This window comes from Streptomyces sp. NPDC042371 (assembly GCF_056437465.1).
Map to the genome: position 1 here is coordinate 532,986 of NZ_JBWKAP010000002.1, position 15,073 is coordinate 548,058.

Here is a 15,073-nt window from a genome sequence, read left to right on the forward strand (position 1 = left end):
AACGGCGTACGTACGTAGATATGCCGCGACTCTACGCGCATAGAGCCGGGAGATGAAGGTGGCCCCGCACCCGAGATCTCCAAGGGGGCGGGGCCGTCCGTCAGTTGAGGTGCTGCGGTCCGAACGCGTCGGGGAGCATGTCCCCCAGCGACCGCACGCCCGACGACGTCTCCAGGAGGAGCTCCGCGCCGCCGAACTCGTACAGGAGCTGGCGGCAGCGGCCGCACGGCATCAGGATCTCGCCCTTGCCGTCCACACACGTGAAGTGCGTCAGACGGCCGCCGCCGGTCAGCTGGAGCTGCGAGACCAGACCGCACTCGGCGCACAGACCGAGGCCGTACGAGGCGTTCTCCACGTTGCAGCCGGAGACGGTCCTGCCGTCGTCGACCAGGGCCGCGGCGCCGACCGGGAAACCCGAGTAGGGCGCGTACGCACGGGACATCGCCTCGCGCGCGGCTTCCCGCAGGGTGTCCCAGTCGGTGTCCGCGGCAGCGGTCGTCACTTGCCCTGCCCCTTCCGGTACGGCATTCCGTCCGCTTTCGGCATCCGGAGCCGCTGGGCGGAGAGCGAGAGGACCAGCAGGGTCACCACGTACGGAGTGGCGGTGACGACCTGGTTGGGCACCTCGTCGGTCAAGCCGTACCACAGGAACATCAGCGCGGAGACGGCCGCGGTGATCGCCGCGGGGACGATCCGCTTGCGCCACACGAGGTAGATCGCGCCGATGACCAGCAGGATCGCGATGAGCAGGAGCAGCGCGTGGACGTTCGTGCCGCCACCCCGGAGCTTCAGGCTGTCGGTGTAACCGAACAGGCCCGCGCCGAGCGCGAGTCCGCCCGGCATCCAGTTACCGAAGATCATCGCGGCGAGGCCGATGTAGCCGCGGCCACCGGTCTGCCCCTCCAGGTAGATGTTGGAGGCGACCAGCGAGAGGAAGGCGCCGCCGAGTCCGGCGAGGCCACCGGAGATGACCACGGCCAGGTACTTGTACTTGTAGACGTTCACACCGAGCGACTCGGCCGCGATCGGGTTCTCGCCGCAGGAGCGCAGCCGCAGACCGAACGACGTGCGCCACAGGATCCACCAGCTCAGCGGGACCATCGCGACGGCGATCACGGTGAGCGGTGACAGGTCGGTGATCAGGCCGCCGATCAGGCCCGCGAGGTCGGAGACCAGGAACCAGTGCTTGTCGTTGAGGTCCATCAGCCAGTCGGAGAGGCCCGGCACGGAGAAGTTGCCGAGCGACTCGACGGGCGGCGACTGCTTCGACGTACCGCCCTCCTCGCCCTCGAAGGCGAAGGTGGAGAGGTAGCGGGTGGCGCCGAGGGCGAGGATGTTCAGGGCCACACCGGAGACGATGTGGTTGACGTTGAACGTGATCGTGACGATCGCGTGCAGCAGGCCGCCGAGCGCGCCGCCGACGATGCCGAACAGGACGCCCGTCCAGGGACCCCACTGGAAACCGGCCCAGGCACCGAACCAGGTGCCGAGGATCAGCATGCCTTCGAGGCCGATGTTGACGACGCCCGCGCGCTCGGCCCAGAGGCCGCCGAGACCGGCGAGGCCGATCGGCACGGCGAGCTTGAGGGCCGTCGACATCTGTCCGGTGGACGTGATGCCGTCGGCTCCGGTGATGATGCGGACCACGGAGGTCAGCACCAGGACACCCGCGACGATGAGCAGGAGGACGGGGAGCGAGATGCGGCGGCGGCCCGGCGCGGGCTGCTTGGCCGGGGGCTTGGCGACGGTTGCCGAGCTCATCGGGCAGCCACCTCCTTCACGGAGTCGTTGTTGCCGTTGTTGCCGTTGTTGCCGCTCGCGCGGGCGGCGGCGGCCAGTTCCTCACCGACGCGGCGCTGCTGGCGGCGCAGGCCCCAGCGGCGCACCTCCTCGTAGGAGACGACGACCGCGATCACGATGAGGCCCTGCATGATCACCGCGATCTCCTTGTCGTACGCCTCCGGCTGGGCGTAGTCGAGGGCGGGCGACGCCTTGTCGAGGAAGGCCCACAGCAGCGCCGCGAAGGCGATGCCGACGGGGTTGTTGCGGCCGAGCAGCGCGATGCCGATGGCGGTGAAGCCGAGGCCCGCGGGGAAGGAGAGGCTGTACGTGTGGGTGTCGCCGAGCAGGATCGGCAGGCCCGCGAGGCCCGAGACCGCGCCGGAGATCAGCATGGCGCTGAGCACCATGCGCTTGGCGTTGACACCGCTGGCCGCGGCGGCCGACTCGGAGGCGCCGGTGGCGCGCAGGTCGAAGCCGAACCGGGTGCGGTTGAGGACCAGCCAGTACAGGATGCCCGCGAGCACCGAGATGATCACGAAGCCGTAGATCTCGCCGCCCGCCACCTCGATGCCGGGGAACCAGCCGGACTTCTCCATCACGCCGGTGGTCTGGTTGTTGCCGACCGGGACGCCGAAGTTCTCGGTGAGGGTGAGGTAGGCGATGACGCTCGTCGCGATGGCGTTGAGCATGATCGTGGCGACCACCTCGCTGACGCCGCGGGTGGTCTTGAGGACGCCCGCGATACCGGCCCAGAAGGCGCCGGTGAGCATGGCGACCGCCATGAGCATCGGGATCTGCAGGAAGGACGGCAGCGCGAGGTGGGTGCCGACGACGGCGGTCACCATCGCGGCGAGCCGGTACTGGCCGTCCACACCGATGTTGAACAGGTTCATGCGGAAGCCGATGGCCACCGCGAGCGCCGCCAGGTAGTACATGCCCGCCTGGTTGAGGATCAGGACCTGCACGTCGGAGAACGTGGCCTGCTCCAGCATCAGGCTGTACGGCTCGATCGGGCTCTTGCCCGAGGCGAGCAGCACGACCGAGGTCAGCGCCACGGCCGCGATCAGCGCGATGACCGGTCCGGCCACCGCGAGGAGCACACGCTCCTTGTCGAACTTCTTCATCGGGTCTCGTCCTCCTCGGAGCCGTCACCGGACTCGACGTGTTCCAGGTGACCGGAGGCGGCACCCGTCATCGCCGACCCCAGCTCCTCGGGCGTGATGGTGGCCGGGTCGGCGTCCGCGACGAACTTTCCGCGGTAGATCACGCGGAGGGTGTCGGAGAGGCCGATCAGCTCGTCCAGGTCGGCGGAGATCAGCAGTACGGCGAGGCCCTCGCGGCGGGCCTCGCGGATCTGGTCCCAGATCTGCGACTGCGCGCCGACGTCCACGCCGCGGGTGGGGTGGGCGGCGATCAGGAAGCGCGGCTTGTGGCTCATCTCGCGGCCGACGATCAGCTTCTGCTGGTTGCCGCCGGACAGGGAGGCGGCCGTCACGTCGATGCCGGGCGTACGCACGTCGTACTCCTCGACGATGCGGCGGGTGTCGGCCTGCGCGCTCTTGAGGTCCAGCCAGAAGCCCAGCTTGCTGCCCGCGTTCGGCTTCTCGGTGACGTGGCCGAGGATGCGGTTCTCCCACAGCGGGGACTCCAGGAGGAGTCCGTGGCGGTGGCGGTCCTCGGGGATGTAACCGATGCCGTCCTCGCGGCGCTTGCGCGTCGCCGTGCCGGTGATGTCCTCGCCCGCCATCCGGATCACACCGGAGTCGGCGTGCTTGAGGCCGATGAGCGCGTCGATCAGCTCGGTCTGGCCGTTGCCCTCGACACCCGCGATGCCGAGGACCTCGCCCTCGTGGATCGTGAAGGAGATGTCGTCGAGCAGCGCGCGCCCCGACTCGCCGTCGGCGAGCAGCTTGAGGCTCTCGACCTGGATCATCGCGCGGTCGGTGACGGTCGACTCGGCCGTCTCGGGGGTGGGCAGTTCGCTGCCCACCATCAGCTCGGCGAGCTGGCGCGGAGTCGTCTCGGAGGGGATCGCCGTGCCGACCGTCGTGCCGCGCCGGATGACGGTGATGTCGTCGGCGACGGAGAGGACCTCACCCAGCTTGTGCGAGATGAAGATGACGGACAGGCCCTCGGACTTGAGCTCGCGCAGGTTGTCGAAGAGCGCGTCGACCTCCTGCGGCACGAGCACGGCCGTCGGCTCGTCGAGGATCAGCGTGGTGGCGCCGCGGTAGAGGACCTTGAGGATCTCCACGCGCTGCCGGTCGGCGACGCCGAGGTCCTCCACGTACGCGTCGGGGCGCACGCCGAGGCCGTAGCGCTCGGAGATCTCGGCGATCCGGCGGCGGGCGGCGCCGCCGATGCCGTGCAGCTTCTCGCTGCCGAGGACGATGTTCTCCAGGACGGTGAGCTGGTCGGCGAGCATGAAGTGCTGGTGCACCATGCCGATGCCGCGGACGATGGCGTCCGCGGGGCTGCCGAAGGCGACCTGCTCGCCGTCGACGGTGATGGTGCCCTCGTCCGGCTTCTGCATGCCGTAGAGGATCTTCATCAGGGTCGACTTGCCCGCGCCGTTCTCGCCGACGAGGGCGTGCACGGTGCCCTTGCGGACGGTCAGGTGGATGTCGTGGTTGGCCACGACACCGGGGAAGCGCTTGGTGATGCCGTTGAGCTCAACGGCGGTGCCACCGACGGCGGTCGGCGCCTTGCCGGTGGGTGCCTTGTCGGTGGGCGGAGGGCTGGTGGACGCGTCGATGGCGCACTCTCCTCGGGGGCCGGAAGGCCTGAAGGGCCTGAGGGAAAGGGGCCGCCTACGCGCGCAGTGCCCCTGCTCTCGGCGAATTTCCCTGGTCTGAAATTCCCCGGTCCCGACTCCCCCACTGCCGTGGGGAGTCGGGGATGGGTCCGCGCGAACGGGGCGCGGGTGAACCATCGTCCCCCACACCCCGTTGCACGTGAATCACGCTGCCGTTACGGCAGTCGGCAAGGCGGCTACGCCTTACGGAGCGGTCTTGACCTTGATCTTGCCGCCCTTGATGCCCTCTTCGGCCTTCTTCAGGGCCGCCTGGACATCCTTCATCTTCTGGAACTCGGGGTTCGAGTCGGCGAGCGCGACACCGCCGGAGGCGAGGTCGGCACGGACGACGCCGCCCTTGGCCTTGCCTTCCTCGACGGCCTTCGCCAGGTTGTAGACCGAGCCCGCGACGTCCTTGGTCGCCGAAGTCAGGATGTACTTCTTGTACTTGGCGAGGGCGTCCTGCTTGTACTGGTCGGAGTCGACGCCGATCGCCCAGACCTTCTTGGCGGCGGCGGCCTCGATGACGCCCTGACCGGAGAGGCCCGCGGCGTGGTAGACCACGTCGGCGCCCTTCTCGATCTGACCCTGCGCGGCCGTCTTGCCCTTGTCGGGGCTGGAGAAGCCGCCGTCCTCGGCCTTCTCGGTCAGGTACTGCTTGACGACCTTGACCTTGGGGTTGGTGTCCTTGACGCCCTGCGCGAAGCCGGCCTCGAACTTGTGGATGAGCGGGACGTCCACGCCGCCGACGAAGCCGACGGTCTTGGACTTGGTCGTCTTGGCGGCCACGACGCCCGCGAGGTAGGACGCCTCCTGCTCGCTGAAGACCAGGTCGGAGACGTTGTCGGCCTTGACCGTCTCGTCGTCGACGATGCCGAAGGTGGTCTTCGGGAACTGCTCCGAGACCTCCTTGATGGCGGGCGCGTACGCGTAGCCGACGCCGATGACCGGGTTGTAGCCCTTCTTGGCCAGCTGCGTCAGGCGCTGCGCCTTGTCGGCGTCCGACTCGCCGTCGACCGGCTCGACGGCCTTCTCGCCGGTCTTGAACTCCGCGGCGGCCTTCTTCATGCCGACGGTCGCGGCGTCGTTGAACGACTGGTCGCCGGCGCCGCCGACGTCGTAGGCGATGGCGACGCCCTTGTTCTTGTCGTCCTTGCTGGAGGCGGCGTCGCTGGACGTGCCACCACAGGCGGAGACGGTTACGGCAAGAGCGGCGGTCGCGGCGCCCGCGACAGCTATTCGAGACACCCGGCGCATAGAGACGAACTCCTTAGTACAAGCAAGCACAAGCACGTACGAGCGCCTCACCTGGCGCTGATTTCGCCGCAGCGTAACGCGCGTAGACCTGACATAAGAACCCTTCTGTCCGCTCCGTTATCGAGCTGTGGCCACCGGGTGTCGGAGGGCCGAACGACGGGTGGGCGCCCCCTTCACAGGGGGCGCCCAGTCGCCACACGCAGTACTACGTAAAACGTCCCGGACCGTGCCCTACGGAACGATCTTCACCTTGACCTTCCCGCCGACAATGTCCTTCTTCGCCTTCTCCACGGCGGCGACGACGTCCTTCATCTCCCGGTACTTCGGGTTCGAGTCGGAGAAGCCGACGCGGCCGGACTTCAGGTCGTACCGCTGCTCGCCGCTCATCGGCTTGCCCTCGACGACCGACTCCGTCAGGTCGTACACCGCGCCGCCGACGTCCTTGAACGCCGAGCCGAGGATGTAGTCCCTGTACTTGGCGAGGGCCTTCTGCTTGTACTGGTCCGAGTCGACACCGATGGCCCACTTCTTCTGCGAACCGGCCTCCTGGATGACGCCCTGACCGGAAAGACCGGCCGCGTGGTAGATCACGTCGGCGCCCGCCTCGATCTGCCCGCTCGCCGCGTTCTGCCCCTTGTCCGGGCTGGAGAATCCACCCTCCTCGGGCTTCTCGGTCAAATACCGCTTCTCAATTTTGATCTTGGGGTCGATGGATTTCACGCCCTGTACGAATCCGGCCTCGAATTTGTGGATGAGCGGAATGTCCACGCCCCCCACGAATCCGACGTGCTTGACCTTGGTCGCCTTCGCCGCGGCCACGCCCGCCAGATAGGAGCCCTGTTCCTCGTGGAAGACGAGGTCGGCGACGTTGTCCGCCTTCACGGTGTTGTCGTCGATGATCCCGAAGTTGGTCTCGGGGAACTTCTTGGCGGCGGCCTCCACCGCGGGCGCGTAGACGAAGCCGACCCCGATGACCGGGTCGTACCCCTGCCTGGCGAGCTGTTCGAGGCGCTGGACCTTGTCGGCGCTGGACTCGCCGTCACCCGGCTCCATGTCCACGCCGCCGATCTTGAACTCTGCGCGGGCCTTCTTGTAACCCGCGTAGGCGGCGTCGTTGAAGGACTGGTCGCCCTGCCCGCCGATGTCGTACGCCAGTCCGATGCCCTTGCCCTTGTACGACGAGCCCGCGGATCCCTTGTCCTTGCCCTCGTCGTCCTGCGAGGCCTCGTTGCTGGTCTTGCCGCAGCCTGCCGCCGCGAGGGCGACGACGGCGAGTGCGGCGGTGATGTGAGTGGCGCGAGATTTCCGAGATTTCGAAGAGAGACGACGCACAGGAAGCACCCCTTGATCGCCAACGCGCCGCAAACGGCGCTGATTTCGGCGCACATTAACGCGCGTAGAAAGGGAGGGGAACGGGTTTTCGCAGTGCCGTTACCTCTTCGTGCTTTTGTTCCGTACGTCGTCTCCGTCGTGCCCCTAACGCATCGCATCCAACAGGGCCGCGGCGGTGAAGAGTTCCACCCCTGCCGTGATCGCCGTCTCGTCGACGTCGAAGTCGCCCTGATGGAGATCGCGCACGGTGCGCTCCCCAGGCTTGCGCACGCCGAGCCTGGCCATGGCGCCGGGCACGCGCTCCAGGTACCAGGAGAAGTCCTCGCCGCCCAGGCTCTGCTCGGTGTCCTCGACGGAGTGCGGGCCGCGCCGCTCGCTCATCGCGTCCCGCAGCAGCTCGGTGACCAGGGCGTCGTTGACGACGGGCGGCACACCGCGGATGTAGTTGATCTCGGACTTGGCGCGGTAGAGGTCGGCGACCTCCTGGACGGCGCCGTGCACCAGGTCGGGCGCGTCCCGCCAGGCGTCGAGGTCGAGGCAGCGCACGGTCCCGGAGAGCTCGGCGTGCTGCGGGATGACGTTGCAGGCGTGGCCCGCCTCGATGCGGCCCCAGGTCACGGCGAGCCCGGAGCGGGCGTCGGCCCTGCGGGAGACCAGGACGGGGACCTCGGTGGCGACCTTGGCTGCGGCGGTGACGAGGTCCGTGGTGAGGTGCGGCCGCGCGGTGTGTCCGCCGGGCCCGTCGAGCGAGACCTCCAGGCGGTCGCAGGCGGAGGTGATGGCGCCGTGCCGCAGACCGATGCGGCCCGCGTCGACCCGGGGGTCGCAGTGCACGGCGATGATCCTGCCGACCCCCTGGAGGGCACCCGACTCGATGGCGTCGGTCGCGCCGCCGGGCAGCACCTCCTCGGCGGGCTGGAAGATCAACCGGACCGGAAAGGGCAGTTGGCCCTTCTTCGCGAGCTCGGCGAGGACGAGCCCGGCGCCCAGGACGACGGTGGTGTGCACGTCGTGGCCGCAGGCGTGGGCGCGGTCGGGGACGGTGGAGCGGTACGGAACGCCGAGCTTGGTGTCCGGGATGGGCAGCGCGTCGATGTCGGCGCGCAGGGCGAGCATGGGCCGCGCTCCGCGCCCCGCGGCCGGGGGCTCGCCGATGTCACAGATGAGCCCCGTGCCGGTGGCGAGCACACGGGGCTCCAGGCCCGCCTCCTCGAGCCGGGCCTTGAGGGCCGCGGTCGTACGGAACTCCTGGTTGCCGAGCTCGGGGTGCATGTGCAAGTCACGGCGGAAGGTGACCAGTTCGGCGCGCAGCGCTTCGGGCAGCGCGCCGGGCAGTGCTTCCGCGGGGGCGGACTCGGCTCCCGGCTCGGCTTCGGACTCGCGGGACATCAAATGGTTCACCCTGTGAAGGGTAAGGCGACGACGGGGCCAACTGACCCACGATCAACAAAAGTTCAGCCCGATAGGGGAAGAATTCGTGGCCTCGTGGCGCATGACCATTGGTCGCACTGGGTAAACTTTTAGGCCGCCAAGGGGGATGCGGGGACGGCCCGGCGCCTGTAATAGGCCACTGTCACTGCCACGAGCAGGGGCGGCCAGGCGAGCAGCGGCACATAGCACCCCACCAGGAGCGCCGTCTGGGCCGCACTGTCGGTGACGCCCTGCCCTTCGCCCAGGCCCGCGGCCTGCGCGTAGAACGCCCAGCCCATGATCGCGAACAGCCCGGTGGCGCCGAGCAGGGCGGGGACGACGGCGGCGAGGGGCCGCACGGGCCGACCCCCGATGACGGGCATCCACCCCGGCACGACCTCGCCCCACCCTCGCACGAGCCCGAGCGTCAGCAGCGCAAGCCCCTCGGAGACGAGGCTCAGCATGAGGATGTACGCGGCCTCGCCCGCGCCCTGCTGGGGCTCGGCGGCCACGGGCAGCCCGGCGACAAGCGCCACCCGCCACAGCCCCGAGGGCAGCGTGGCGAGCGGCACGGCGTGGGCGGCGAGGACGGCCCAGCGGGGCACGTCGGGCAATGCGTCGATCTTCAGCATGGTTCTGATGCTGGCGCGGCGGGGCCGCCGCCACGTCGTCGTACAGGAGGGGGCGGGTCCGCCACGTGGGGGAGGCGGCGTGCCACCAGGACGAGTCTCCGCCGAGACGGGTCTCCACCAGGAAGCCGCGATCCCGCCGAGGCCGGGTGGCTCAGGCGGCCGCGCCGGGCAGCCGCAGATCGAACCACAGCAGCTTGCCGCCCCGCCCGAAGAGGTCGTCGCCGAGCGGATGACCGCCCCACGCCTGGGCCCACTGCGCCACAAGGCCGAGCCCGCGTCCGCTGTCCGCCTCGTGCGGTTGCTGTCCCACACGCTGACCCGAAGCCCGTACGGGTCGTCGGTACCGTGCAGCCGGAGGGCGGCGGGCCCTTCGGAGTGCCGGTAGGCGTTGGTGACCAGCTCGGACGTCAGCAGCTCGGCGACGTCGAGGAGTTCGGACATCCCGTACGCGGGGAGGACGGCGCGTGACGTCATGCGGGCGATGCGGGGCGCCCGGGGGTCGTGGGGCAGGTGAAGGGCGTACGACCAGGTGCGGGGCGGGCCGTATGGAGCGTGCCGCCTTCACGCCGCACAAGTCCCGCGACTTCATCACCCAGCTCGTCCGAGACGTCTAGGAGACCCGCCGTCAAGAACGCACGGCTCTGCCTGACGGTTTCAGAATGAAGTCCGTTGCCCAGCCTGGCGGTTCGGTCCCGGGTCCGGTGTCACTCCGGGACCGTCTGCCTGAGGCCCTCCGCGAGGGAGCTGACGGACGGCCCGGTGCGTTTGCCCAGCTGGTGCGTTTGCCCAGCTGGGCTACGACCCCTTCCCGCCGCTCGCCTTCGCGAGTTCGCGGGAGATGGCGTGTTCGTCCTGTCCGCGCACGGCCTGCTCCAGACTGTGGTCGTCGCGCCGCGAGAACCGCTCGCCCTTGGCGAAGTCCTCCTCGCTCAGCACCTGGCCGCACCACTCCCCTCGCCCCGCCACATGGTCGTCGAACGGCACGGCCGCGCCCTCGCCGAGGACGATCCACTGGTCGGCGTCCCAGCGCAGGGCGAGGACGTAGGTGTGACCGGTCTCCAGCCGGGGCGCCTCCGGGGCGGTGCGCTTGATCCGTTTGCCGTTGCGGTACACCGACCAGCCCGGGGCGGTCATGTCGAACTCGGTGCCCAGCTCATGCCGAGGGGTGGCAGCGGACCACAGCACCTTCTCCTTCCGGAACGTCACCGCCCGGTCGATGGTGTACCGCACCGCCCCCTTGGCGACCACCTGTTTGTTGCTCTCCCGCTCGGAGGCCGGTACCGCCACCACCACGTGGTCCGCGCCCGCTTTCCAGTCCGCCGCGGTCCGGGAGGCGTAGGGGTCGTCGGCCGCGCCGCAGCCCACCACAGTGCGCAGCCCCTCCCGGCCGATCAGCACACCCGCGGTGATACCGACCGCGGCCAACACAGCCACAGCGGGTCTGCCAGACAACAGGGGACGGACCGTGAACCTCAACTCAAGACTCCCGTTCTCGAACAGCATCGGGCCATTCAGTGCCTACACATGCATTGACCACATTCCTCGCCGGTTGGTTCCGAGCGAGCTGCCACGAGGGGCACATGCCACTCCCCGTTTCAGCCGCTTCCCGACGGAACCATCCGCCTCCGCGAAAGCGACGACCCGGACGTCATCCTCACCACCTCCCCAGCCAACTCAGCGCACTCATATGCGCCGTCAAGACCAGGTGGCCGGGGTGCGTGCTCGGCAGCGGTGACTTGTGACTTGCACGGGCTCACAGCGCGATGAGTCCCGCCGCCGTCTCGCGGAAGCCGCAGGCATCGAAGTAGAAGCCGCGGTGCTCGTCGTCGAAGTCGACATGCAGCCACTCGCAGCGGGCCTCGCGCGCGCCCCGCACGGCACGGGCGACGAGTCCGGCCCCGACACCCTGCCGCCGGAACCGACCCGCCACGACGGCGTCGAGGACGAAGGCGTGCACGCCGCCGTCCCAGGCGACGTTGACGAACCCGACGAGTTCCCCGCCCTCGTCCCGCGCACAGACCCACCCGAGGCTGTGCCGGTGCAGCTGCTCACGCCACCCGATGTCCAGCACCGGGTGCCCGAAGCCCTCGGCGTGCAGGGCGTTGACCTCGGGGTCCGCGAAGTCGCCCCGCCACGAGTACGTGATCACCGGCCCACCGACTCCGCCCAGGCCTCGGCCGTGGTGACCTCCGCCCATTGGGGGAACAGTTTTTCGGTGAGGGTGCGGTGGACCTCCGGATCCAGGTCCAGACAGGCGTCCGAGAGGATCGTGAGGGGCAGGTCCATGTCGTTCGCGCGGCATGCGGTGTGGAGGACGACGCCGCTGGTGGCGATGCCCGTCAGGACAAGGTGGTCGACGTCGTGGGCCCTGAGCACCAGCTCCGTGTCGCTGCCCGAGAACGCGCTGCCCCGCCGCTTGGTCACCACGGTCTCGCCGGGCAGGGGCGCCACGTCGGGGTGGATCTCGCTGCCGTGGGCGCCCTCGGTGAACAGGCCCGCCTGTATGACGTTGGCGAGGATGTGGGTGCGCGGGGTGGCACCCGGGATGTCCGGGCGCAAGCCCATCACCACGTAGATCACCGGGATGCCCGCCGTCCGTGCGGCGTCGATCGCCGCGCGCAGCCGCGGCAGATATCCGGAGCCGTCGTCCGCGAGCGCGATGACGTCCCGTTGGACGTCCATCACCAGGAGTGCGCTGTTCTGTCCGGTTGTCATGCGATCGCTTGTCCTTCCGTGGCTTCCTGCGCCGTGACTTCTCGTGCCGTTCGTGCGAACGCCGCCACCGCTCCCGTCTCGTGGCCCAGCCGCCAGACCAGGCCGTAGCCCGTCGGCTCCGCGTCGGCGAAGGGGACGTACGTGATGCCGGGGCGGGCGAAGTACGTGGCCGTGTGGGCGGGGGCGGGCAGCGCGCCCCGGCCCGCCGCCACCAGCATCAGGGCCTCCTGCATGTTCGTCACCGCGGGGCCGCGGCCGATCGGGCGGCCGCTCGGGGTGCGGGAGGGGACGTGGTGGTCCAGCCAGTAGTCGGGGACCTCGCCCGCGATGGTGAGGAGCGGGACGTCCGCCAGGTCCTCCAGGGTCACGGAGGCCCTGGCGGCCAGGGGGTGGGCCGCGGGCAGGGCGAGGACCCGGTCCTCCGAGAGCAGCACCGATCCCCCGCCCAGGTCGTCCTCCCGTACCGGGAACTCGGTGAGCTGCACGTCGAACTCGCCCTTGCGCAGCTGCCCGTACGGATCGCCGAGCGGCACCTCGCAGACCTCCACGGCCAGGCCGGGGTGGCTGACGCGCAGGGCCTCCGTCGCCTTCATGACGATCTCGCCGGTGAGGGGGTTGGCGAAGCCCACGTGCAGCACGGAGTCGATGCCGCGCGCCGTGGCCACGGCGCGTTCCAGGGCCGCGTCGATGGCGCGGTGGTGCGGTTCGAGGTCGGCCCGCAGCTGCCTGCCGAGGGCGGTGAGGCCGACGCGGCGGCTGCTGCGGATGAACAGCGGTGCGCCGACCCGGCGTTCGAGCCGCTGTACGAGCTGGCTCACCCGGGCCCGGGACAGCCGCATGCGCTCCGCGGTGCGGCCGAAGTGCAGCTCCTCCGCGAGCCGGAGAAAGCACTCCAGTTCGTCACGCTCCATCGACGTACCCCCAGGTCGTTGCGGATCGGTCAGCCTGGCTGAACGAACGTTGCGATGTTCGCCGTTGTTCCGCACCGGGGCCCCGGCCGAGGGTTACGGCATGAGTCAGAACCTTGCGCCTCACGCGCCCGAGTCCCCCGACAGACCCTTCACCGGCCGCGAGTGGGGCATCCTCCTCGTCCTCTGCGGCGCGATCTTCCTGGAGGGCATCGACGTCGCGATGCTCAACGTCGCCCTCCCCTCCATCCGGGCCGACCTCGGCCTGTCCACCGGCTCGTTGCAGTGGGTCATGAGCGCGTACGTCCTCGGGTACGGCGGGTTCATGCTGCTCGGCGGGCGGGCGGCCGACCTCTTCGGGCGCCGTCAGATGTTCGTCCTCTGGCTCTCCGTCTTCCTGCTCTTCTCCGGGCTCGGCGGCTTCGCGACCGAGGGCTGGATGCTGATCGTCGCCCGCTTCGTCACGGGCGTCGCCGCGGCGTTCATGACCCCGGCCGGGCTCTCCGTCATCACCACCGGATTCGAGGAGGGCCCGCGGCGCAACAGGGCACTGCTCTTCTACTCCGGCACCGCCGCCGGTGGCTTCTCGGTCGGCCTGGTCGTCGGCGGGCTGCTCGCCTCGGTGGGCTGGCGCTGGGTGTTCTTCGCGCCCGTGGTGCTCTCCGCCGTGATCCTGCTGGCCGCCCTCGCCTTCGTACCGAAGTCGCCGCGTCCCGACCGGACGGGGCAGCGCGTCGACCTGGCGGGCGGGTTCACGATCACGGCCGCCATCGTGCTGCTGGTCCTCGGCGTGGAGCGCGCCACGCACACCGCGTTCGTGTGGACCGCGGTCACGATCGGCGCGGGGCTCGTGCTGCTTGCCGTGTTCGTCGCGGTCGAGCGCCGGGCCGCGGCTCCGCTGGTGCGGCTCGGGATCCTGCGGAGCGGTCCGCTGGTGCGCGCCAACCTCTCGGGGCTGCTCTTCGCCGCGGGCTTCTTCGGCTTCCAGTTCCTGGTGGTGCTGTACCTCCAGGAACTGCGGGAGTGGTCGACGCTGCAGACCAGCTTCGCGATGATCGTCATCGGTGTCGACGCGCTCCTCTCCCCCGTCCTGACCCCCAGGCTGGTGAGCCGCTTCGGCAACGCCCGGGTGATCTTCGGCGGACTGCTGCTCGCCGCGCTGGCGTACGCGCTGTTCCTGCCGGTCGGCGCGGACTGGACGTACGCGATGATGTTCCCGAGCCTGATCGTCCTCGGCATCGCCTTCTCCCTCGCGTACGGTCCGCTCACCATCGTGGCCACGGAGGGCGTGGCCGAGGAGGAGCAGGGCCTGGCGGGCGCGCTCCTCTACACGTCCTTCCAGTTCGGCGCCGCGCTCGGCCTGTCGACGGTCACGGCCGTCAACGTCGCGGCCACGGAGTCGAGTTCACCGTCCGCGCTCCTGGACGGCTACCGGGCCGCCCTGTGGGTCCCGCTGGCCGCCGCCCTGCTCTCCGCGGCGATCAGCGCGTTCGGGCTGCGGACGAGGAGGGGAAGCACGCCGGTGGCGCAGGGCCTTCCTTCGGAGGAGCGCGCGTCGACGGGTGCGGTCGCCTAGCCTCCGTCCGGGGGCGTGGGCTCAGGCTGCCGCGCCGGGCAGCTTCAGCTCGAACCAGAGCAGCTTGCCGCCTCGCCCGAAGAGGTCGTCCCCCAGGGGGTAGCCGCCCCACGCCTGGGCCCACCACGCCACCAGATCGAGGCCGCGCCCACCGTCCCCCTCGTGCGGGACGGGGCGCAGTGGGCCACGGCGGCAGGGTGGCTTGCCGAAGGGAGCGGGGATGTGCGGGTTGGTGTCCCACACACTGACCCGCAGCCCGTACGGGGCGGCGGTACCGCGCAGGCGCAGCGCGGCGGGTCCTTCGGAGTACCGGTAGGCGTTGGTGACCAGCTCGGCCGTCAGCAGCTCTGCGACGTCGACGAGTTCGGACATCCCGTACGCGGGGAGGACGGCGCGGGAGGTCATGCGGGCGATGCGGGGTGCCCGGGGGTCGTGGGGCAGGTGAAGGGCGTACGACCAGGTGTGGGGCGGGGATACGGTTTCCATGTCGCCTCCTTGGGGGCAGAGTTCGGTTCGCTCCCTGCCGTGGCCCGGCGGTGGCATGCCGCGCCTCTGGGTGCGGTGCGCTTCCGGCTTGCGGGGCGGGGCAGTTGAGCGGGTCGAGTCACACCGCAGGCTTGCGAGTGGCCTATATTCCATCGGTATGGAGTAAGGGAGGCCATAGCCA

15 protein-coding genes are annotated in these 15,073 nt (G+C 69.9%); 1 reads left to right on the forward strand and 14 read right to left on the reverse strand.

What is annotated here, in order from left to right:
• Positions 1 to 100 precede the first annotated feature (100 nt).
• From AC068B_RS08140 to AC068B_RS08200, 13 genes are all read right to left on the reverse strand, one after another.
• On the reverse strand, positions 101 to 502 hold the full coding sequence (locus tag AC068B_RS08140) for a cytidine deaminase (RefSeq protein WP_356251163.1): 402 nt from the start codon (positions 500 to 502) through the stop codon (positions 101 to 103).
• A complete protein-coding gene (locus tag AC068B_RS08145; RefSeq protein WP_478669821.1) occupies positions 499 to 1,761 on the reverse strand; it encodes an ABC transporter permease in 1,263 nt (420 codons plus the stop codon). Before AC068B_RS08145 ends, AC068B_RS08140 begins: the two co-directional genes overlap by 4 nt.
• A complete protein-coding gene (locus AC068B_RS08150; protein WP_478669824.1) occupies positions 1,758 to 2,906 on the reverse strand; it encodes an ABC transporter permease in 1,149 nt (382 codons plus the stop codon). Before AC068B_RS08150 ends, AC068B_RS08145 begins: the two co-directional genes overlap by 4 nt.
• Positions 2,903 to 4,420, reverse strand: a complete 1,518-nt coding sequence (locus tag AC068B_RS08155; protein WP_478669825.1) for an ABC transporter ATP-binding protein — start codon at positions 4,418 to 4,420, stop codon at positions 2,903 to 2,905. Before AC068B_RS08155 ends, AC068B_RS08150 begins: the two co-directional genes overlap by 4 nt.
• A gap of 360 nt (positions 4,421 to 4,780) precedes the next feature.
• Positions 4,781 to 5,833, reverse strand: a complete 1,053-nt coding sequence (locus tag AC068B_RS08160; RefSeq protein WP_478669827.1) for a BMP family lipoprotein — start codon at positions 5,831 to 5,833, stop codon at positions 4,781 to 4,783.
• Positions 5,834 to 6,064: 231 nt separating this feature from the next.
• The gene (locus tag AC068B_RS08165; protein ID WP_478669829.1) at positions 6,065 to 7,165 is read right to left on the reverse strand and encodes a BMP family lipoprotein; all 1,101 of its coding nucleotides are present in this window, start codon (positions 7,163 to 7,165) and stop codon (positions 6,065 to 6,067) included.
• Positions 7,166 to 7,309: 144 nt separating this feature from the next.
• The gene (locus AC068B_RS08170) at positions 7,310 to 8,554 is read right to left on the reverse strand and encodes a M20 family metallopeptidase (protein ID WP_478670293.1); all 1,245 of its coding nucleotides are present in this window, start codon (positions 8,552 to 8,554) and stop codon (positions 7,310 to 7,312) included.
• A gap of 131 nt (positions 8,555 to 8,685) precedes the next feature.
• Positions 8,686 to 9,207 (reverse strand): hypothetical protein, encoded by a 522-nt coding sequence (locus AC068B_RS08175; protein ID WP_478669830.1) that lies wholly within the window; start codon positions 9,205 to 9,207, stop codon positions 8,686 to 8,688.
• A 151-nt stretch (positions 9,208 to 9,358) separates the two neighbouring features.
• The gene (locus AC068B_RS08180) at positions 9,359 to 9,517 is read right to left on the reverse strand and encodes a hypothetical protein (RefSeq protein ID WP_478669832.1); all 159 of its coding nucleotides are present in this window, start codon (positions 9,515 to 9,517) and stop codon (positions 9,359 to 9,361) included.
• Between the two features lie 485 nt (positions 9,518 to 10,002).
• On the reverse strand, positions 10,003 to 10,635 hold the full coding sequence (locus tag AC068B_RS08185) for a hypothetical protein (protein WP_478670295.1): 633 nt from the start codon (positions 10,633 to 10,635) through the stop codon (positions 10,003 to 10,005).
• A 325-nt stretch (positions 10,636 to 10,960) separates the two neighbouring features.
• On the reverse strand, positions 10,961 to 11,404 hold the full coding sequence (locus AC068B_RS08190; RefSeq protein WP_478669834.1) for a GNAT family N-acetyltransferase: 444 nt from the start codon (positions 11,402 to 11,404) through the stop codon (positions 10,961 to 10,963).
• Positions 11,353 to 11,922, reverse strand: coding sequence for a cysteine hydrolase family protein (locus AC068B_RS08195; protein WP_478669836.1), 570 nt, complete (start codon positions 11,920 to 11,922; stop codon positions 11,353 to 11,355). Before AC068B_RS08195 ends, AC068B_RS08190 begins: the two co-directional genes overlap by 52 nt.
• Entirely contained in the window at positions 11,919 to 12,833 is a 915-nt protein-coding gene (locus AC068B_RS08200) for a LysR family transcriptional regulator (RefSeq protein ID WP_478669838.1), read from the reverse strand. Before AC068B_RS08200 ends, AC068B_RS08195 begins: the two co-directional genes overlap by 4 nt.
• A gap of 100 nt (positions 12,834 to 12,933) precedes the next feature.
• Here AC068B_RS08200 and AC068B_RS08205 point away from each other — a divergent pair, with 100 nt between their 5' ends.
• Entirely contained in the window at positions 12,934 to 14,406 is a 1,473-nt protein-coding gene (locus tag AC068B_RS08205; RefSeq protein WP_478669840.1) for an MFS transporter, read from the forward strand.
• A gap of 21 nt (positions 14,407 to 14,427) precedes the next feature.
• Here the strand turns inward: AC068B_RS08205 and AC068B_RS08210 are convergent, their stop codons facing one another.
• Positions 14,428 to 14,892 (reverse strand): ATP-binding protein, encoded by a 465-nt coding sequence (locus AC068B_RS08210; protein WP_478669842.1) that lies wholly within the window; start codon positions 14,890 to 14,892, stop codon positions 14,428 to 14,430.
• Positions 14,893 to 15,073: the final 181 nt, after the last annotated feature.